Source organism: Nocardia citri, from assembly GCF_054065835.1.
In genome coordinates, this window is record NZ_JBSUQM010000003.1 from 181,661 (window position 1) to 199,695 (window position 18,035).

Below are 18,035 nucleotides of genomic sequence, written 5' to 3' on the forward strand. Positions count from 1 at the left end.
CGAGCGAACCATGTTACAGCGGGTATCGCGGATGCCGGAGGCGAGCGTCAGCGAGGCGCGGGCATGAGTGGCACCGGCGTACCCAGCTTCGAGCTGTCCGATGCCAAGGATCTGAAGCTCGGTATCGTCGCCTCGCGGTGGCACACCCAGATTTGCGACACGCTGGTCGCTAATGCGGAGCGGGTGGCCAAGGATGCGGGCGTCGTGCACGTCACCGTGGTGCGGTGCGCGGGTGCGATGGAATTGCCGGTGGTCGCTCAGGAATTGGCCCAATCGCACGACGCGGTGGTTGCGCTCGGTGTGGTGATCCGCGGTGGCACACCGCATTTCGAATACGTATGTGATGCAGTGACCGCCGGGCTGACCCGGGTGTCGCTCGATGCGGGCACGCCGGTCGCGAACGGTGTACTGACCACCGATAACGAGCAGCAGGCGCTGGACCGGGCCGGACTGCCCGGTTCCGCCGAGAACAAGGGCGAACAGGCCGCGGCGGCGGCGCTCGACGCCGCGCTCACGCTACGCGCCCTGCGGCAGTCCGCGTAACCATGCCGGTCGTTCGTATCTGGCGCAGGGGCCCCGCTTCGGCCGCCGAATCGGGATCCGGTGAGTGGGAACTCGAGGTGCGGCCGCATCGCGCGGTGCGGACCGCGTGGACGGTCGCGGTGCTGCTCGTCGCGGGATTCACCGTAGGAGGCCTCCTGCTGCGTCACGGTTCGACCGGTGTGAACTTCCGCCTCGCGGACCAGTTCGCGATGATCGGCATCGGCGTACTCGGTGCGGCGGCGGTGCTGCTGCTGACGCGGCCGCGGGTCCGGGTCGGTAAGCGCGGCATTTCGGTACGGAACATTCTGGGTGATACCGAATTCCCCTGGGAGTACATCCGCGGCGTCTCGTTCCAGGACCGAAAGTCCTGGGCCCGTCTCGAACTGGTCGATGACGACTACGTTCCGCTCATGGCAATCCGCTCAAACGATAAGCAACGTGCCGTCGAAGCCCTGGACCGACTGCGCGCGTTGGGCGCGAGATACACTGCCGCACAGGAGTAGTCGGGCTTACGCTCCGGCCACTCGGTCGCGGTCTACGGCGCGGCCGGGTGGTGCTCTATCCGATGTCTCGGACCGGATCAGAGCAGCAGGTCAGCGGGTATCGCCGAGGACCGCGCCTTCGCGTCTGGGATCCGCACCGCCGATCCAGCCAACGGTGCCATCGCGTTGCAGTGCGCTGAGGCCGCTGGATTGTGGGGCGATCGAGACCTGGTGGCCGAGTTCGCGTAGCCGTATAACCAGCGGATCGTGATCGCCGTTATCGGTGGTATTGATGGCGGGGTGTTCGCCGCCCACGCCGGTCGCCGGACTGTTTCCGGCGCCGAAGGCGACCGCGGAGACCGCCTGCTGTGGATCCAGGCCCCAATCCAGCACGCCGATCAGGGCTTTCACGACGAACTGGATGATCACCGAACCGCCGGGGGAACCGGCGACCTGGGTCAGATCGCCGCGGGAGCCGTCGGCATTGTGGTCGAACACCAGGGTCGGGCTCATCGAGCTGCGCGGGCGTTTACCCGGCTGCACGCGATTGGCCACGGGGGCGCCATCGGTGCCGAGTGGATCGGCGGAGAAGTCGGTGAGCTGGTTGTTCAGTACGAATCCGTCGACGAGATGGAACGATCCGAAGGCCGATTCGACCGTGGTTGTCATCGAGGCGGCATTGCCGTATTTATCGACCACCGAGATATGGCTGGTGCCGTGTTCGGGTGGCTGCGGGCCGATACCGAGCGGCACCGGGCCGAAATCGCCGGGCTGCGCGGTGCCCATGCTGTGGCCGGGGTCGATGAGACCGGCGCGCTTGTGCAGATACTCCTTGTTCAGCAGGGTCTGTGGCGAATTTCCCGGCAGCGGAATGAAATCCGTATCGGCGACGTACTTGTTCCGGTCGGCGTAGGCGAGCCGTTCGGCCTCCGAGATCAGGTGGACCGCTTCGGCCTTCGGCTTGCCGCCGTTGCGGTCGAGATTGTCCGGCTTCAGCGCGGACAGGTCGAAGTTCTCTAGGATGCCGAGGGTCGCCGCGACGGTGATTCCGCCCGAAGACGGGCTCGGCATACCGCAGATCTCATGCGTGCGGTATGTCGTGCAGAGTGCGGTGCGTTTCTTTGCCTGATATCCGGCGAGGTCGCCGGAGGCGATCAGGCCCGGCGTGCGGGCGCCCGCGGTGGACGCGGCCTCGGCGACGATGTCTTCGGCGATCGCGCCGGTATAGAAGGCATTCGCACCGTCGGTGGCTATGGCGTTCAAGGTCTTGGACATTGCCGGGTTGGTCAGCACGGTGTCGGCCCGCTTCGGGCTGCCGTCCGGATTGAGGAAGTACGCCTTCGCGGACTCGTCGACGGCGAGATCCCTGGCCGATTCGGCGATCTGACTCGCCAGGCGCGGGCTGATCGGGAAGCCGCGATCGGCGAGTCCGATGGCCGGTTCGAACAGATCCCGCCAAGCGGTCTTGCCGTGGTCGCGGTGCGCCAGTTCCAGCATGCGCAGGACACCGGGCACGCCGATCGAGCGTCCGCTCGCACGGGCACTCGGCTTCGGCTCGGTCCGATCGGTATCGCTGATCCAGCGCAGATAATTCTCGGTCGCCGCCGCGGGGGCGATCTCCCGACCGTCGTATGCTTCCACGCTCTTGCTGGCCGCGTCGTAATAGAGCATGAACGAGCCACCACCGATACCGGAGGACTGCGGCTCCACCAAACCGAGCACCATCTGGGCCGCGATGAGCGCGTCCGCGGCCGTGCCACCGTTGCTCAGCACCTCACAGGCGGCCTTGGTGGAGACCGGGTTGGCCGTGGATACCGCGTAGGTCTTCGTGCGCACCGCCGTCATATCGGATCGGTAGCCGGTCGCGATCTCTGGATTGGTGCTCAAATCCTTGGTCGCGCCAGGTATCGTGCCCGCCGAGGTCGTGACCACCGGGGTGCCGTTCGGCGGCGCGGCGCAGGCCGCGTTCGCCGGTGTCTCGTCGGATGAACATCCGCTGACAATGCCGACGATGAGCGTGAGCGCTGCCGCGGCGCTGACCCAGGTTCTTCGCGTGCGACTCATGGACGGCACTGTATCGCCGATCGTCGAGTGTCGCGGGAAATCCAGCGCCCTGGGCTCCCAGCACTGGGAATTCAGCGAAAATGGTTAGCGGGCAATTGTATTGAGGGCCTGAAGACGACCGTCGCCATCGGTAGGCTGGCGCGGTGGCGCTCGAGCAGTTCCTTTCGTCGAGTACGCGGGGCGCGTCGGTGACTATCGCCTACCAGCTGTGGCGGCCGGAAGCCCAAGGGTGGTTCGACATTCGGGTCGCCGACGCCGAGTGGTGAACCGCGCGATCAGGCGGGTTGGGCGGACGGTTCGGTCGTCGCGAGATCGGGCTCTGTCGATCGCGCGTAGCGCTGTGCCAGGACCGTGCAGGTCAGTAGCTGGATCTGGTGGAAGATCATGAGCGGCAACACGATCAGGCCGATCGGATGTCCCGTGAACAAGACCGAGGCCATGGGGAGCCCGGTGGCCAAGCTCTTCTTCGAGCCGCAGAACACGACGACGATCTGATCAGGGCGCGCGAAGCCCAGCAGGCGGCTGCCCACGGTGGTGATCGTCAGGACCATCGCGAGCAGGCCCGCACAAACCGCGACCGTCGCCAGCAGCGCTCGCGGCGAGATACCGCTCCAGATATGTTCCACCATGCCCGCGCTGAAGGCGGCATAGACGACGAGATAGACCGAACCGCGATCGATGGCCCTGGTCACCCTGGCACGCCGCAGCAGCCAGGTCATCCGGGGGCGCAGGAGTTGGCCAGCCAGAAACGGCAGTAGCAGCTGAACCACGATCGCCAGGATCGCCGTGGGGGAGACAGTCGCATTGCCGGTGGTGTCCATCAGGAGCATGACCAGCAGCGGGGTCGCGAAGACGCCGACCAGATTCGACAGCGACGCACTGACCACCGCGCCCGCCACATTCCCGCGGGCGATCGAGGTGAAGGCAATCGATGACTGCACGGTCGACGGCACCAGACACAGGAACAGCACGCCGGTATAGAGATCATCGGTCAGCACCGATGGCACCAGTACGTGCAATGCCAGCCCGATCAGCGGGAAGACCACATACGTCACCGAGAGCACCGAGGAATGCAACCGCCAATGTCGCAATCCGGCCAGGGCCTCACGAGGCTCGAGCCGGACGCCGTAGAGCAGGAATAGCACGCCGATCGCGACCTTGGTGATCCAGTCGAGGACATCGGCCGCGTTACCCCGTGCGGGCAACAGTGCGGCGACCGCCACGCTGGCCAGTATGCCGAGCATGAACGCGTCGATCCGGAGTTTGGCGAGGAACTTCACCAGTCGACGGTACGACTCCCTCATTGAACGCAAAAGGCGTTCAGAACGATATCTGTAAACGTGAGCTGTGATAATTGGGGTGTGTTCGAACCCGAACTGCTGCGCACCTTCCTCGCCGTCGAACGCGCCGGCGGTTTCACCGCTGCCGGTCGCATCCTCGGCCTGCGTCAGTCCACCATCAGCGGCCACATCGCCCGTCTGGAGAAGGCCGCGGGGCGCGAATTGTTTCGCCGCGACACCCGCAACCTCGCGTTGACCGCCGACGGCGCGGCCATGGTCGGCTTCGCCCGCACCATCCTCGATGCGCAGGGGCAGGCGGAGCGCTACTTCTCCGACTCCACCCTCACGGGCTTGATCCGTCTCGGCGCCTCCGATGATGTGATGGCCCGCGAACTCCCCGACGTGCTCCTGGAATTCCAACGCACCCATCCCGGCGTCGATCTGGAACTCACCGTCGGCCTGAGCGAGCACCTCAAAACCCGCATGGCGACCGGCGAACTCGACCTCGTCGTAGGCAAACGCCTGCCCGGTGAGCGGCACGGCGAACTGCTCTGGCGCGACCGGCTGGTGTGGGCGGGCCGTTCGGCCACAACGGAATTCGACGATCCGGTCCCGCTGGTCACCTATCCGCCTCCCAGTCTCACCCGCCGCATCGCGCTGCAGGCGCTCGAACGCGACGCCCGAACCTGGCGCGTCACCTGTACCAGCGACAGCCAGCTCGGTCTGCGCGCAGCTGTCCTCGCCGGTCTGGGCGTCGTCGTGCATGCCGAAACCCTGCTCCCGGATGGTCTGCGCGTCCTCGCGGATCCGCGGCTCCCGGCGCTCGGTGACCTCGAATTCGTGCTGATGCGACGGCGCACCGCCCTGTCTGCGCCGGAGCAGGCGCTGTGCGACGCGATCGTGGCGAGTGCCCGCCGCTTCGGCTGAGCCGCGCCCGTGCGGATGTGTCGGAGCCGGTAGATAGGCTGGGATTCGTGGCAGATCCCGCGACCTACCGGCCGAAGCCGGGCACGATTCCCGTTGAACCCGGTGTGTACAAATTCCGGGACGCGCACGGGCGTGTGATCTATGTCGGCAAGGCGAAGAGCCTGCGCAGCAGGTTGAATTCGTACTTCGCCGATGTGGCCTCGCTGCATCCGCGGACCAAGCAGATGGTCACGACGGCGGCCGGCGTCGAATGGACCGTGGTCTCCACCGAGGTGGAAGCCCTTCAGCTGGAATACAACTGGATCAAGGAATTCGATCCGCGATTCAACGTGCGGTATCGGGACGACAAGTCGTATCCGGTGCTGGCGGTCACCTTGAACGAGGAGTACCCGCGGCTGTTCGTCTATCGCGGCGCGCGCAAGAAGGGGGTGCGGTACTTCGGCCCGTACGCGCACGCCTGGGCCATTCGGGAGACCCTCGATCTGCTGCTGCGGGTCTTTCCCGCGCGCACTTGTTCCAACGGAGTCTTCAAGCGGCACAACCAGATCGGGCGGCCGTGTCTGCTCGGCTATATCGATAAATGCTCGGCCCCGTGCATCGGCCGGGTCGATGCCGACGAGCACCGCCGAATCGTCGAGGACTTCTGTGACTTTCTGGCCGGGCGTACCGATCGCATGGTGCGTGATCTGGAACGGCGGATGCACGCCGCCGCCGAGGAGTTGGACTTCGAAACCGCCGCCCGGCTGCGCGACGACGTGCAAGCGCTGCGGCGGGCACTGGAAAAGCAGGCCGTTGTCCTCGGCACCGGCACCGACGCCGATGTGGTCGCCTTCGCCATCGATGAGCTGGAGGTCGCAGTCCAGGTCTTCCACGTCCGCGACGGCCGGGTGCGTGGTCAACGCGGCTGGGTAGTCGACAAATCCGGCGACGCCATCGATGGCGGGGAGGCCGGTGGCGAGGTCGCCGCACTGGTCGAGCAGTTCCTCACCCAGTTCTACGGCGAACAGGCCGCACTGGCCGAACAGGGCGAGGATGAACAACCGGCCACCGTGGTGCCGCGTGAGGTGCTGGTGCCGGAACTGCCCGCCGATGCCGAGCAGGTGCAGGAGTGGCTGAGCAGACTGCGTGGTTCGGCGGTGCGGCTGCGGGTGCCGCAGCGTGGTGACAAGAAGGCGCTCGCCGAAACCGTGCAGCGCAATGCGATGGAGGCGCTGGCCCAGCACAAACTCAAGCGCGCAGGCGATCTGACATCGAGATCCGCTGCGCTGCAAGACATTCAAGATGCCCTCGAGCTTGACAGCGCGCCGCTACGAATCGAATGTGTGGATATCAGCCACGTGCAGGGCACCGATGTGGTGGCCTCGCTAGTGGTGTTCGAGGACGGCCTGCCGCGTAAGTCCGAGTATCGCCACTACACGATCAAGGAGGCCGCCGGTGAGGGCCGTTCCGACGATGTGGGCAGCATCGCGGAGGTGACCAGGCGGCGGTTCTATCGCCTGCGCCGCGAACGGGACGAGCTGGCGGCCGAGGAGCCGATTTCCGGTCAGGAGAACGGACAGGCCGAAGAATCCGCCGACGACCTCGAACTCACCTCGCGCCCCGGCATCGACCCGCGCACCGGCCGCCCGCGGAAATTCGCCTACCCGCCCAATCTCTATGTGGTCGACGGCGGCGCACCTCAGGTCGCGGCCGCCGCGGAGGTCCTCGACGAATTCGGCATCACCGATGTCGCGGTGATCGGACTGGCGAAACGGCTGGAGGAGGTATGGGTGCCGGGGGAGAGCGATCCGGTGATCCTTCCTCGTAATAGCGAATCGCTATATCTACTGCAACGGGTGCGCGACGAGGCGCACCGCTTCGCCATCACCTTCCACCGCAGCAAACGCTCCCGGAGGATGACCGCGTCGGCGCTGGACTCGGTGCGGGGCCTCGGGGAGTTACGTCGGACCGCGCTGGTCATGCATTTCGGGTCGGTTGCCAAATTGAAGGAGGCGACGGTCGAGCAGATCACCGAGGTGCCCGGCATCGGAGTGGCGACCGCCAAGGCCGTTTTGGCCGCATTGCGGGAGGAATGAGACACCTACGTTGTGTGTCTGCGCCCGATACCGGAGCCGGTGCGGGATGATCGACAGGCACCCTGACACAGATCCGGTAGGACATGACACGCGTCGAATCGAACAACAGTGCGGGCAGCCCGCGGTCGGCCGCTGGGCGGACCGGCCCCGCGGGCACCCTCGGCGCACCTGTCGAACGCGGTGCAGGCAACCCGTCCCAGCCGCGGGTCGAGGTGGTCATCGTCACCGGCCTATCCGGGGCGGGCCGCGGCACCGCGGCCCGCGTCCTCGAGGATCTGGGATGGTATGTCACCGATAACCTGCCGCCGGAGCTGATCGGCCGGATGGTGGAGCTCGGCGCCTCCGCCGAACCGCCGATTCGCAGGCTCGCGCTGGTCATGGATGTGCGCAGCCGCTTCTTCACCGGCGATCTCTCGGCGGTTACCGATCAGCTGCGGGCCGCGGGCGTGCCGACCAGGATCCTGTTCCTGGAGGCCTCGGATGACGTGCTGATCCGGCGCTTCGGATTCGCGCGTCGACGCCACCCGCTGCAGAGCGAAAGCGCCGACGGTACGCTCTCGGCGGGTATCGCGGCCGAACGGATACGCCTCGCCGCCGTGAAGACGGCGGCGGATTTGGTAATCGACACGACTGAACTCTCGATCCACCAGCTGCACCGCAAATTGGAGGAGGCCTACGGCGGCGGCGCGCCCACCGCACTGCAACTGACGGTGCAGTCGTTCGGATTCAAGTATGGGGTTCCACTTGATGCGGACATGGTGTTGGATGTGCGTTTTCTACCCAATCCGCATTGGATACCGGAACTTCGGGAACATTCGGGACAGGAGACCGTGGTCAGCGAGTATGTATTGTCGCGTCCCGGCGCGGCCGATTACTTGAGCACCTGCCACCACCTGGTCGACCTGACGACGAATGGTTACCGCCAAGAGGGGAAGCGATACATGACGGTGGCAGTGGGCTGCACCGGAGGTAAACACCGCAGCGTGGCGATAGCCGAGGCGCTCGGCGAACTCATCGGCTCCGCGGTGTTCGATTCACTGCAGGCCGAGAAATCCGGTCCGGCCGATGTCGTGCGGGTCGTGCATCGGGATCTGGGGCGCGAATGACGGGGTGGGAGTCGGATCCCGCCATAGTTGCGCTCGGTGGCGGGCACGGGCTGTATGCGACCCTCACCGCGGTGCGGCGGCTGACCAGAAAGATCTGCGCGGTGGTGACCGTCGCCGACGACGGCGGTTCATCGGGTCGACTGCGCGCCGAACTCGGTGTGCCACCGCCCGGCGATCTGCGCATGGCCCTCGCGGCCCTGGCCGCGGACGGTGACGATGTCTGGACGCGCACCGTGCAGCATCGCTTCGGCGGCACCGGCGCGCTGGCCGGACATTCGGTCGGCAATCTGATCCTGGCAGGTCTGACCGAGGTGCTCGGCGATCCGGTCGCCGCGCTCGACGAGGTCGCCAAGATGTTGCGTATCACCGGACGCGTGCTGCCGATGTCACCCATCGCGCTCGATATCGAAGCGGATGTTTCGGGGCTGGAAGCGGATCCGCGCGTGAGCCGCTGCATTCGTGGGCAGGTCGCCATCGCGACGACACCGGGTAAGGTGCGGCGCGTGCGGCTGATTCCGTCCGATCCGCCCGCAAGTCCGGAGGCCACTTCGGCCATCGAACATGCCGATGTCGTTGTGCTGGGTCCAGGTTCCTGGTTCACCAGCGTGATTCCGCATGTGCTCGTGCCCGAACTGCGCGACGCGCTGGTGTATACCAGAGCACGCAAGGTGCTGGTGCTGAATCTGGCCGCGGAGCCGGGAGAAACGGCGGGTTTCTCCGCGGAACGCCATCTACATGTATTGTCCCAGCACGCACCGGAATTCGTAGTCGACGAGGTGTTGGTCGATTCCGGGTCCGTTCCGGAGGGTCGCGAAAGAGAACATGTGGCCAGGGCTGCCGAACAATTGCGGGCACGAGTAACCTTTTCCGATGTCGCCGAAGCGGGCACCGACCGGCATCACCCCGGAAAGCTTGCCGCCGCACTGGATCAGCTGATCCGGCAACCTCGGCCACATATGGCAGGGCTTCGAGTCGAGGGACGTCACATGGGTCAGGATGTGCGTTCCGGGTTGGGTGGAAAGGAGCGCGTCTCGTGGCGATGACAGCCGAAGTGAAGGACGAGCTGAGCAGGCTCACGGTCTCGCAGGTGAGTTCCCGCAAGGCGGAACTGTCTGCGCTGCTGCGGTTTGCGGGCGGCCTGCACATCGTCGGCGGGCGGGTGATCGTCGAGGCCGAGGTGGATATGGGTTCCATCGCGCGCCGGCTACGGCGGGAGATCTTCGAACTGTACGGCTACGGCTCCGATGTGCACGTGCTCGGCGCGGGTGGTCTGCGCAAGACCTCGCGCTATGTGGTGCGGGTGTCCAAGGAGGGCGAGGCGCTGGCCAGACAGACCGGTCTGCTCGATGTGCGCGGCCGTCCGGTACGCGGACTGCCCGCCCAGGTGGTCGGCGGCAGCATCGGCGATGCCGAAGCCGCTTGGCGCGGAGCATTTCTCGCGCACGGCTCGCTGACCGAACCGGGGCGCTCCTCGGCGCTCGAGGTCAGCTGCCCCGGTCCGGAGGCCGCGCTTGCGCTCGTCGGTGCGGCGCGCCGGCTCGGTATCACCGCCAAGGCGCGTGAGGTGCGCGGGACCGATCGGGTCGTGGTGCGCGATGGCGAGGCCATCGGTGCACTGCTGACCAGGATGGGTGCGCAGGACACCCGGATCGTCTGGGAGGAGCGCAGGCTGCGCCGCGAGGTGCGAGCCACGGCGAATCGTCTGGCGAATTTCGACGACGCGAATCTGCGCCGCTCGGCCCGGGCCGCGGTCGCAGCGGCCGCGAGAGTCGAACGCGCACTGGAGATTTTGGGTGATGAGGTGCCCGACCATTTGGCCGCGGCGGGCAAGCTGCGGGTGCAGCACCGCCAGGCATCCCTGGAGGAATTGGGTCAGCTCGCCGATCCGCCGATGACCAAAGACGCTGTGGCAGGTCGGATTCGACGATTGTTGTCGATGGCGGACCGCCGGGCCAAGGAGTTGGGGGTACCCGATACCGAATCGGCTGTCACCGCCGAGCTGCTCGACGAAGCGTGAGTCGAATCGCCGCCGTACGGGGCGGCGATTCGTTTTTCCCAGGTGGGGCTATCTTCCCGGCTGACGGTCCGAAGCCCGCGGCCGTGCGTGTCGGACCCGCTCGGACCGCGGGTGGCCGGGTTCGGGCACCGGATTCCATGGTGAGCCGAAATTAGGACATGATCGGCGGATCTTCGCCGAAACCATGTGCGCGGGCATCTGCGCAGGTCCCGCGTTCTCAGGAAGGTCAGGTGCGTGTCGCAGAGGCTGGGTCGGCCACTACTGTGGTCTATGGCATCGGAATGAATCCGCTTGAAAGCTGAGGAGCGATAACGTGACTGTCCGGGTAGGCATCAACGGCTTCGGCCGTATCGGACGTAATTTCTTCCGGGCGGTGGAAGCGCAGAAGGCGCTCGGCACCACCGACATCGAGATCGTCGCGGTCAACGACCTCACCGACAACGCGACGCTGGCCACTCTGCTCAAGTACGACTCGATTCTGGGGCGCTTGCCCCAGGACGTGTCGCTGGACGGCGACGACACCATCGTCGTCGGCGACCAGCGGATCAAGGCACTGGCGATCAAGGAGGGCCCGTCCGCGCTGCCGTGGGGTGACCTCGGCGTCGACGTGGTCGTCGAATCCACCGGCATCTTCACCGACGCGACCAAGGCGAAGGGCCACATCGCCGCGGGCGCCAAGAAGGTCATCATCTCCGCGCCCGCCAAGGGCGAGGACCTGACCGTCGTCATGGGCGTCAACGACGACAAGTACGACGGCAGCCAGAGCATCATCTCCAACGCGTCCTGCACCACCAACTGCCTCGGCCCGCTGGCCAAGGTGCTCAACGACAGCTTCGGCATCGAGCGTGGTCTGATGACCACCATCCACGCCTACACCCAGGACCAGAATCTGCAGGACGGTCCGCACGGCGACCTGCGCCGCGCCCGCGCCGCCGCGCTGAACATCGTGCCCACCGGGACCGGCGCCGCGAAGGCCATCGGCCTGGTGCTCCCGGAGCTCAACGGCAAGCTCGACGGCTACGCGCTGCGTGTTCCGGTCCCGACGGGCTCGGTCACCGACCTCACCGTGACCCTGCGCAAGTCGGCCTCGATCGATGACATCAACGCCGCCTACAAGGCCGCCGCCGAAGGTGCGCTGAAGGGCATCTTGAAGTACAACGTGGACCCGATCGTGTCCAGCGATATCGTCACCGACCCGCACTCGTGCATCTACGACGCGCCGCTGATCAAGGCCATCGATGAGCAGGTGAAGGTCGTCGGCTGGTACGACAACGAGTGGGGCTACTCCAACCGTCTGGCCGACCTCGTCGGCCTCGTCGGCAAGTCGCTCTGACGCCATGGCAGTCGAAACACTCCAGGACCTGCTGAACGAGGGTGTCGAGGGTCGCGGCGTACTCGTGCGCTCCGACCTGAACGTCCCTCTCGACGAGAACGGCGAGATCACCGATCCCGGCCGCATCATCGCCTCGGTGCCCACGCTGCGGGCGCTGGTCGAGGCGGGCGCCAAGGTGGTCGTCACGGCGCATCTGGGCCGTCCGAAGGGGGAGCCGGATCCGAAGCTCTCCCTGGCTCCGGTCGCGGTGAAGATGGCCGAGTTGCTGGGCCGCAATGTCCAGTTGGCCGGTGACGTCGTGGGCTATGACGCGCTGTCGCGCTCGGAGGGCCTCACCGACGGCGATGTACTGCTGTTGGAGAACGTGCGCTTCGATCCGCGCGAAACCAGCAAGGACGATGCCGAGCGGGCCAAGCTGGCCGCCGCGCTGGTCGAGTTGGTCGGCGATGACGGTGCGTTCGTCTCCGACGGCTTCGGTGTGGTGCACCGCAAGCAGGCCTCGGTCTACGACGTGGCCAAGGTGCTGCCGCATTACGCGGGCACGCTGGTCGCCGCCGAGGTCGAGGTGCTGACCAAGCTGACCGAGAGCCCGCAGCGCCCGTACGCGGTCGTGCTCGGCGGATCCAAGGTCTCGGACAAGCTGGCCGTCATCGAGGCACTCGCCCCCAAGGTCGACACCCTGGTGATCGGCGGCGGCATGTGCTTCACTTTCCTTGCCGCACAGGGCCTTTCGGTGGGCGCCTCGCTGTTGCAGGAGGAGATGATCGAAACCTGCAAGGGGCTGCTGGAGCGCTACGCGGACGTCATCCACCTGCCGCGCGATATCGTCGTCGCGAACAAGTTCGCGGCCGACGCGGATGCGAAGGTGGTGCCCGCCAACGAGATTCCGGACGGCTGGCTGGGACTGGATATCGGTCCCGAATCGGTGGACCGGTTCGCGGCACTGCTCACCGAGGCCAAGACGGTGTTCTGGAACGGCCCGATGGGTGTATTCGAGTTCGAGAACTTCGCTGCGGGTACCCGGGGTGTCGCCGAGGCGATCGTGACCGCGACCGGTAAGGGTGCCTTCACCGTTGTCGGTGGCGGCGATTCGGCCGCGGCTGTGCGCGCGCTCGGCCTGCCCGAGGACGGTTTCTCGCATATCTCCACCGGTGGCGGCGCATCCCTGGAATACCTCGAGGGCAAGGAACTGCCCGGTATCGCGGTACTGGAGGGCTGAACCATGGCACGCAAACCGCTCATCGCGGGCAATTGGAAGATGAACCTCAATCACCTCGAGGCCATCGCCCTGGTGCAGAAGATCGCCTTCGCGCTGCCGGAGAAGTACTTCGCGAAGGTCGACGTCGCGGTCATCCCGCCGTTCACCGATATCCGCAGCGTGCAGACCCTCATCGAGGGTGACAAGCTGCTGATCACCTATGGTGCGCAGGATGTGTCGACCCATGACGAGGGCGCGTACACCGGTGAGATCAGCGGCGCCATGCTGGCCAAACTGGGTTGCAGCTTCGCGGTGGTCGGCCACTCGGAGCGGCGGCAGTACCACTCCGAGGACGACGCCACCGTGCGGGCCAAGGCCAAGCAGGCGCTGAAGTATGGGATCACCCCGATCGTGTGCATCGGTGAGGGTCTCAATGTCCGCGAGGCGAAGACCCACGTCGAGTACAACCTCGAGCAGTTGCGTGGTTCACTCAAAGGTCTGACGGCCGAAGAGATTTCGAAGATCGTCATTGCCTACGAGCCGGTCTGGGCCATCGGCACCGGTAAGGTCGCGACCCCCGCCGACGCGCAGCAGGTCTGCGGTGCGATTCGCGCGGAACTCATCGAACTGGCCTCGGCCGAGGTCGCCGCGGGTGTGCGGGTGCTCTACGGCGGTTCGGTGAATGCCAAGAACGTCGGCGAATTGGTCGCGCAGACCGATATCGATGGCGCGCTGGTCGGCGGTGCATCGCTCAAGGGCGAGGAATTCGCCACGCTGTCCGCTATTGCCGCGGGTGGTCCGCTGCCCTGACGGGTGAATATTTAGAATCAGCCCGGTACCGTGCCCGATCGTGTGGTACCGGGCTGCGCGTTCGACCTGCGCGCGCGGGCCGAGGCGTTCCAGCGCCGGGGTGCGATGCTGTTCTGGTCTGAAGATCTAGAAGATCCACAGGCCGACAAGGACTTTCACATGAGGTGAACCGAGCCGCGCGCACTTGTCACGATTTGCGCTGATGGCGTTGACCGCGGTCGGGCCGGATGCTCCCACGATTCCCCCTCTGGATTCGGCCGATCGGGTGACCCTGGAGTTGTGCTCCGCGCCGCCCGCGGCGGCGGAGCGGATCGCGGACCGGGTAATCCTGACCCGGAAGTAGTCGGGATCAGAGGTGGTTGACGATGAAACCACTGGCTGTCAGTGCCAACTCCAATGGCTCGTCACGGGGGTCCACCGATACCTCGGCGGTCCGTGCGTGCGGATAGTGCACATGTAGTCGGTACAGGGTGCCGCGGAGCAAGGCGGCGAGTTCGGCGGGTTGCTTGGTGGCGTGCACGATGTACAACGTCGCGGTTGCGTCGGAGACGCCGGCGGAGCATTCCGCCAGGAGTGCGCCATCGGGATCGATATAGCCCAAAGTGAAGGTGGTGTGCAGGAATTCGTCGCGCGCGGCGAGTAACGCGGTGACGGCACCCATATCCCAGCCGCCGTCCTCGGTGCGGCGAGTACGCCCGGCAGCGGTGTAGAGCTCGGCATAGCGGACGAGGGTTACCGGTGACGGCGGCGCGGGCAGCCTCTCGATGTGGGCGGACGGAAGATCCGGCCAGGAGCCGATCGCCACAAGCCAGGTGCGTTTGCGGTCCGGATGGCGCAGATCCGGCGTGCGTGCGCTATTTCGGTCCACGGCTATGCCGCGCGCAGTGTCAGGCCGGAACCGTTGGTATTGCGCAGGGTCAGCGTATCCGCGTCGATGATGGCTGTTGCCTTGCCGTCCAGGGCCTTCAGCACTGCCCGCTCGACCTCCATGATCTCCGGCGCACACGCCACCTCCGTGGTGCCGATCTGGAATGTGACGTCCGGACCGTCGGCGGTGGGCGACGCGGTGGCGCGACCGGTCATGCGATTGCAGCCGGCGCTGCCCGAGACTGCACCGTCGGCCGCGATGGTGAGCGTGGGCTTCACATCGTCCAGGGTCTGCGAACGGATCTGCGCATCGGGCGTCATCAGGGCGGAGACGATCCACGTCGTGCCGATGAGGGGTCGATCGGGCTGGGCGAGCTTCTTGTCCAGCAAAATGACCGTTATATCCTGCCCGGTCAGCGTCAATGTCGAATCGTCGAGCCGCCACCTGGGCAGTTCCGTCAGCACCTTGTCCTGCCAGCTGTCGGCTCGGCTGCGTTCATCCGGACAGGCCATCAGCGTGCTCGCGAGGGTTCCGACATGCAGGATCCCATCGGCCAGATCCACCGAGCCGTCGGCCGAATTGCAGCCGGAGTTCGCCGAGATCTTGTCATCGGCGAAGGTGAGCGTCATCGGGCCGCCGCCCGGAATCTGCTCCCCCTCGACACCGGTCGAGACAAAGGTGCGCCCTATCAGCGACCCCGCCGGTTTCGCCTCGTTCTTACCGTCATCCGAACAGCCGACGACCAGACCGGCCGCCATCGCCAGAAGCACCCCAACTACCGCTGTCGCCGACATGTAGCCGATGGTACGGCCGTTACCGGCCGAATCCGCGGAACTCGGTACGTCCGCGGCCGACCCCCGCAAGCCGAGTGCGCACTCGCGGGCGGAGTCGAGCAGGTCGAGTTGTTATCGCAACCGTTCGCGATGGCATCCTGGCGGCATTGGGACGTGGTATCTGCACGATGACGGTCTCGAATGGCGCGCCGGAGGTGGGGCCGATCCTGGAGCGCGAACGCCGGATTCCGCTGGCGATCGTGGCCGATCTGCGTCGGCCGATCCCGCTCGTCGATCACCAGCCGCCCCGGCCGCCCACCGCGCCGCCCCAGGGGTGCCCTGGGCGCTGCCAGGACATCGGCACCGTCGAGCGAAATAGCCGACGGGCGCGTGCCCGCACCCGTGGCTATGCTCGGTCCCCGTGACCATTGCCGATGCGACGACACCGTTATCCACCTGGGCGCCGCTGAGATCGCGGATCTATCGGGCGCTGTGGATCGCGCAGTTGGTTTCGAATCTGGGTACCTGGATGCAAACCGTTGGGGCGCAGTGGATTTTGGTCGATGCCCCCAATGCCGCGACATTGGTGGCGTTTGTGCAGACGGCGACGACATTGCCGGTGATGCTGTTATCGATTCCGTCGGGGGTGTTGGCGGACCTGTTGGACCGGCGCAGGCTGCTGGTGGGAGCGCAATCGACGATGGCGGTGCTGGCGGCGGTGCTCGCAGTGTCAACGGCCACCGGACATACCACCCCGGGTGTGCTGCTGACGTTGCTGTTCCTACTGGGGTGCGGGCAGGCGTTGACGGGGCCGTCCTGGCAGGCGATTCAACCGGAACTCGTCGCGCGCGAACAGATTCCGTCTGCTGCGGCGCTGGGCAGTATGAATATCAATATCGGGCGCGCGGTCGGGCCCGCCATCGCGGGTGTGTTGGTTTCGGTATCCGGGCCGACGCTGGTGTTCGCACTGAACGCGGTCTCGTTCATCGGCATCGTCGCCGTGTTGCTCAGCTGGCGCAGACCGGCGAGGGAACAGCAGTTGCCCAGTGAGCGTCCTTTGGCCGCGCTGCAGGCGGGTACCCGATTCATTCGCGCCGCGCCCGCGATCCGGCGGGTGCTGTTGCGCTCGATTCTGTTCATCGCGCCGGCCAGCGCGGTGTGGGCACTGATTCCGGTCATCGCCCGTGACGAGCTCGGCTTGTCCTCCTCCGGCTACGGTTTGCTTCTCGGTGCGCTCGGTCTCGGTGCGGTGATGGGTGCGATCGGCTTGGGACGGGTCCGTGCCCTGCTGACACCCACGCAGCGCTTGACCGCCGCCGCGATCCTGTTCGGCACCGCCTCCGCAGGTGCCGCAGTGCTGCACAGCGCGCCGGTGGTGCTGGTGCTGTTGGTCGGCGCCGGATTCGCCTGGCTGCTCGCCATGTCGACGATGAACGCGACCATGCAGTTATTGCTGCCCGCATGGGTGCGGGCGCGCGGGTTGTCGGTGTACATGCTGGTATTCATGGGCGGCCAGGCGCTCGGGTCGCTGATATGGGGTCTGGTCGCGGGGGCGGTTGGGCCGGTGGCCGCACTGCTGGCGGCGGCGGTGCTGTTGGCGGGCTCCGCGCTGAGTTCGGTCTGGCTGCCGATCCGCCATAATGCGGAGGAAGTGGACCTGAGCCCGAGCGCCTTCTGGCCGGAACCGCAGCTCGTGGTGGAACCGGATCCCGAGGATGGACCGGTGCTGGTGCTACGCACCTACGATGTCCCGTCGGAGAAGGTCGATGAATTCCTGGCGGCCATGGTGTTCGTCGGACGGTCCATGCAGCGCACCGGCGCGATGGAGTGGCGGCTGTATCGCGACGTCGGGGTGGTCGATCGCTATGTGGAGGCTTTCGTGGTGCGCTCCTGGTCGGAGCATATGCATCAGCATCAGGTGCGGCTCACCGCGCAGGATCAACTACGCGAACGCGCCGTCGCGGAGTACATGATCGGCCGGGACACCACCACGCATCTGGTCGCGGTAGACACACCGTAGGTCGCATCGAGCCGGGGTGATTATGCGGGTACCGGCGCACACCCATAGACTGTCCAGCATGCGGATGTTCCTGGATATCCTCCTGATCATCACCAGCGTGCTGCTGGTGCTGCTGGTGCTGCTGCACCGCGCCAAGGGTGGAGGTCTGTCCAGCTTGTTCGGTGGCGGCGTGCAGTCCAGCCTGTCGGGTTCGACCGTCGTCGAGAAGAATCTCGACCGCATCACCATCTTCACCGGCCTGATCTGGCTCATCGCCATCCTCGGCATCGGCTTGGAGATCAAGTTCGCTTGAGTTGCCCGGCGACGATGACGGCTGTCACCGCCGCTGGCACCAGGGTCTCGATGACGAAGGCCGTCGCGTAACCGTCGCCGATGACCGGTGCGACGCCCAGCGGACCTGGTATCTGCCCGGCGCCAAGCCCGCGGTGAGTGTGGCCGCCGCCCAGTGGCCAATACCGTTTCCGATACCACCAATGGCGAATCCTGGGACCTGCCCGATCCGAACCGCGTCGCATCACCTGCAAATGGATCGAACTCGT

The 18,035-nt window shown here is 66.1% G+C and carries 19 protein-coding genes; 15 read left to right on the top strand and 4 right to left on the bottom strand.

What is annotated here, in order from left to right; genetic code table 11:
* The first annotated feature begins 63 nt into the window (after positions 1 to 63).
* On the top strand, positions 64 to 543 hold the full coding sequence (gene ribH, locus ACW2Q0_RS06735; protein WP_457187252.1) for a 6,7-dimethyl-8-ribityllumazine synthase: 480 nt from the start codon (positions 64 to 66) through the stop codon (positions 541 to 543).
* 2 nt (positions 544 to 545) lie between these two features.
* Entirely contained in the window at positions 546 to 1,046 is a 501-nt protein-coding gene (locus ACW2Q0_RS06740) for a PH domain-containing protein (RefSeq protein WP_457187254.1), read from the top strand.
* A 90-nt stretch (positions 1,047 to 1,136) separates the two neighbouring features.
* Here ACW2Q0_RS06740 and ACW2Q0_RS06745 read toward each other — a convergent pair whose 3' ends face one another.
* On the bottom strand, positions 1,137 to 3,089 hold the full coding sequence (locus tag ACW2Q0_RS06745) for a gamma-glutamyltransferase family protein (RefSeq protein ID WP_457187256.1): 1,953 nt from the start codon (positions 3,087 to 3,089) through the stop codon (positions 1,137 to 1,139).
* A 143-nt stretch (positions 3,090 to 3,232) separates the two neighbouring features.
* On the opposite strand from ACW2Q0_RS06745, the gene ACW2Q0_RS06750 reads away from it, so the two are divergent.
* The gene (locus tag ACW2Q0_RS06750) at positions 3,233 to 3,355 is read left to right on the top strand and encodes a hypothetical protein (protein WP_457187257.1); all 123 of its coding nucleotides are present in this window, start codon (positions 3,233 to 3,235) and stop codon (positions 3,353 to 3,355) included.
* A 9-nt stretch (positions 3,356 to 3,364) separates the two neighbouring features.
* Here ACW2Q0_RS06750 and ACW2Q0_RS06755 read toward each other — a convergent pair whose 3' ends face one another.
* Positions 3,365 to 4,369, bottom strand: coding sequence for a bile acid:sodium symporter family protein (locus ACW2Q0_RS06755; protein WP_457187259.1), 1,005 nt, complete (start codon positions 4,367 to 4,369; stop codon positions 3,365 to 3,367).
* Positions 4,370 to 4,450: 81 nt separating this feature from the next.
* Between ACW2Q0_RS06755 and ACW2Q0_RS06760 the strand changes: the two genes are divergently transcribed.
* The 9 genes from ACW2Q0_RS06760 to ACW2Q0_RS06800 all read left to right on the top strand — a co-directional run bounded on the left by ACW2Q0_RS06760 (position 4,451) and on the right by ACW2Q0_RS06800 (position 14,178).
* Positions 4,451 to 5,296, top strand: coding sequence for a LysR family transcriptional regulator (locus ACW2Q0_RS06760; protein ID WP_457187261.1), 846 nt, complete (start codon positions 4,451 to 4,453; stop codon positions 5,294 to 5,296).
* A 47-nt stretch (positions 5,297 to 5,343) separates the two neighbouring features.
* On the top strand, positions 5,344 to 7,371 hold the full coding sequence (gene uvrC / locus ACW2Q0_RS06765; protein ID WP_457187263.1) for an excinuclease ABC subunit UvrC: 2,028 nt from the start codon (positions 5,344 to 5,346) through the stop codon (positions 7,369 to 7,371).
* A gap of 83 nt (positions 7,372 to 7,454) precedes the next feature.
* Positions 7,455 to 8,477 carry an RNase adapter RapZ gene (gene rapZ / locus ACW2Q0_RS06770; RefSeq protein WP_457187265.1) on the top strand — a complete coding sequence of 341 codons (1,023 nt, stop codon included), beginning with the start codon at positions 7,455 to 7,457 and terminating at the stop codon, positions 8,475 to 8,477.
* Positions 8,474 to 9,520 (top strand): gluconeogenesis factor YvcK family protein, encoded by a 1,047-nt coding sequence (locus ACW2Q0_RS06775; protein ID WP_457187267.1) that lies wholly within the window; start codon positions 8,474 to 8,476, stop codon positions 9,518 to 9,520. Before rapZ ends, ACW2Q0_RS06775 begins: the two co-directional genes overlap by 4 nt.
* Positions 9,511 to 10,494, top strand: a complete 984-nt coding sequence (gene whiA, locus ACW2Q0_RS06780; RefSeq protein WP_040692075.1) for a DNA-binding protein WhiA — start codon at positions 9,511 to 9,513, stop codon at positions 10,492 to 10,494. Before ACW2Q0_RS06775 ends, whiA begins: the two co-directional genes overlap by 10 nt.
* 313 nt (positions 10,495 to 10,807) lie before the next feature.
* Positions 10,808 to 11,827 (top strand): type I glyceraldehyde-3-phosphate dehydrogenase, encoded by a 1,020-nt coding sequence (gap, locus tag ACW2Q0_RS06785; RefSeq protein WP_457187270.1) that lies wholly within the window; start codon positions 10,808 to 10,810, stop codon positions 11,825 to 11,827.
* Between the two features lie 4 nt (positions 11,828 to 11,831).
* Positions 11,832 to 13,046, top strand: a complete 1,215-nt coding sequence (locus ACW2Q0_RS06790) for a phosphoglycerate kinase (protein WP_457187272.1) — start codon at positions 11,832 to 11,834, stop codon at positions 13,044 to 13,046.
* A gap of 3 nt (positions 13,047 to 13,049) precedes the next feature.
* Entirely contained in the window at positions 13,050 to 13,835 is a 786-nt protein-coding gene (tpiA, locus tag ACW2Q0_RS06795; protein WP_457187274.1) for a triose-phosphate isomerase, read from the top strand.
* A gap of 202 nt (positions 13,836 to 14,037) precedes the next feature.
* Positions 14,038 to 14,178: a hypothetical protein gene (locus ACW2Q0_RS06800; protein WP_457187276.1), complete on the top strand. Its 141-nt coding sequence runs from the start codon at positions 14,038 to 14,040 to the stop codon at positions 14,176 to 14,178.
* A gap of 6 nt (positions 14,179 to 14,184) precedes the next feature.
* On the opposite strand, the gene ACW2Q0_RS06805 is transcribed toward ACW2Q0_RS06800, so the two are convergent.
* Both ACW2Q0_RS06805 and ACW2Q0_RS06810 read right to left on the bottom strand, forming a co-directional pair.
* Positions 14,185 to 14,703: a hypothetical protein gene (locus tag ACW2Q0_RS06805; RefSeq protein WP_457187278.1), complete on the bottom strand. Its 519-nt coding sequence runs from the start codon at positions 14,701 to 14,703 to the stop codon at positions 14,185 to 14,187.
* A gap of 2 nt (positions 14,704 to 14,705) precedes the next feature.
* The gene (locus ACW2Q0_RS06810; protein ID WP_457187280.1) at positions 14,706 to 15,497 is read right to left on the bottom strand and encodes an META domain-containing protein; all 792 of its coding nucleotides are present in this window, start codon (positions 15,495 to 15,497) and stop codon (positions 14,706 to 14,708) included.
* A gap of 167 nt (positions 15,498 to 15,664) precedes the next feature.
* Here ACW2Q0_RS06810 and ACW2Q0_RS06815 point away from each other — a divergent pair, with 167 nt between their 5' ends.
* The 3 genes from ACW2Q0_RS06815 to secG are packed head-to-tail and all read left to right on the top strand — an operon-like array spanning position 15,665 to position 17,788.
* Positions 15,665 to 15,901 carry a hypothetical protein gene (locus ACW2Q0_RS06815; protein ID WP_457187282.1) on the top strand — a complete coding sequence of 79 codons (237 nt, stop codon included), beginning with the start codon at positions 15,665 to 15,667 and terminating at the stop codon, positions 15,899 to 15,901.
* Entirely contained in the window at positions 15,898 to 17,496 is a 1,599-nt protein-coding gene (locus tag ACW2Q0_RS06820) for an MFS transporter (protein ID WP_457187284.1), read from the top strand. Before ACW2Q0_RS06815 ends, ACW2Q0_RS06820 begins: the two co-directional genes overlap by 4 nt.
* 58 nt (positions 17,497 to 17,554) lie before the next feature.
* A complete protein-coding gene (gene secG / locus ACW2Q0_RS06825; RefSeq protein ID WP_062991810.1) occupies positions 17,555 to 17,788 on the top strand; it encodes a preprotein translocase subunit SecG in 234 nt (77 codons plus the stop codon).
* The last annotated feature ends 247 nt before the right edge of the window (positions 17,789 to 18,035 follow it).

Bases quoted from the DNA above. Each gene is read 5' to 3' on its own strand.
- ribH (WP_457187252.1), top strand. From the start codon at position 64: ATGAGTGGCACCGGCGTACCCAGCTTCGAGCTGTCCGATGCCAAGGAT.
- ACW2Q0_RS06740 (WP_457187254.1), top strand. From the start codon at position 546: ATGCCGGTCGTTCGTATCTGGCGCAGGGGCCCCGCTTCGGCCGCCGAA.
- ACW2Q0_RS06745 (WP_457187256.1), bottom strand. From the start codon at position 3,089: ATGAGTCGCACGCGAAGAACCTGGGTCAGCGCCGCGGCAGCGCTCACG.
- rapZ (WP_457187265.1), top strand. From the start codon at position 7,455: ATGACACGCGTCGAATCGAACAACAGTGCGGGCAGCCCGCGGTCGGCC.
- ACW2Q0_RS06775 (WP_457187267.1), top strand. From the start codon at position 8,474: ATGACGGGGTGGGAGTCGGATCCCGCCATAGTTGCGCTCGGTGGCGGG.
- ACW2Q0_RS06790 (WP_457187272.1), top strand. From the start codon at position 11,832: ATGGCAGTCGAAACACTCCAGGACCTGCTGAACGAGGGTGTCGAGGGT.
- tpiA (WP_457187274.1), top strand. From the start codon at position 13,050: ATGGCACGCAAACCGCTCATCGCGGGCAATTGGAAGATGAACCTCAAT.
- ACW2Q0_RS06800 (WP_457187276.1), top strand. From the start codon at position 14,038: ATGGCGTTGACCGCGGTCGGGCCGGATGCTCCCACGATTCCCCCTCTG.
- ACW2Q0_RS06810 (WP_457187280.1), bottom strand. From the start codon at position 15,497: ATGTCGGCGACAGCGGTAGTTGGGGTGCTTCTGGCGATGGCGGCCGGT.
- ACW2Q0_RS06815 (WP_457187282.1), top strand. From the start codon at position 15,665: ATGACGGTCTCGAATGGCGCGCCGGAGGTGGGGCCGATCCTGGAGCGC.
- secG (WP_062991810.1), top strand. From the start codon at position 17,555: ATGCGGATGTTCCTGGATATCCTCCTGATCATCACCAGCGTGCTGCTG.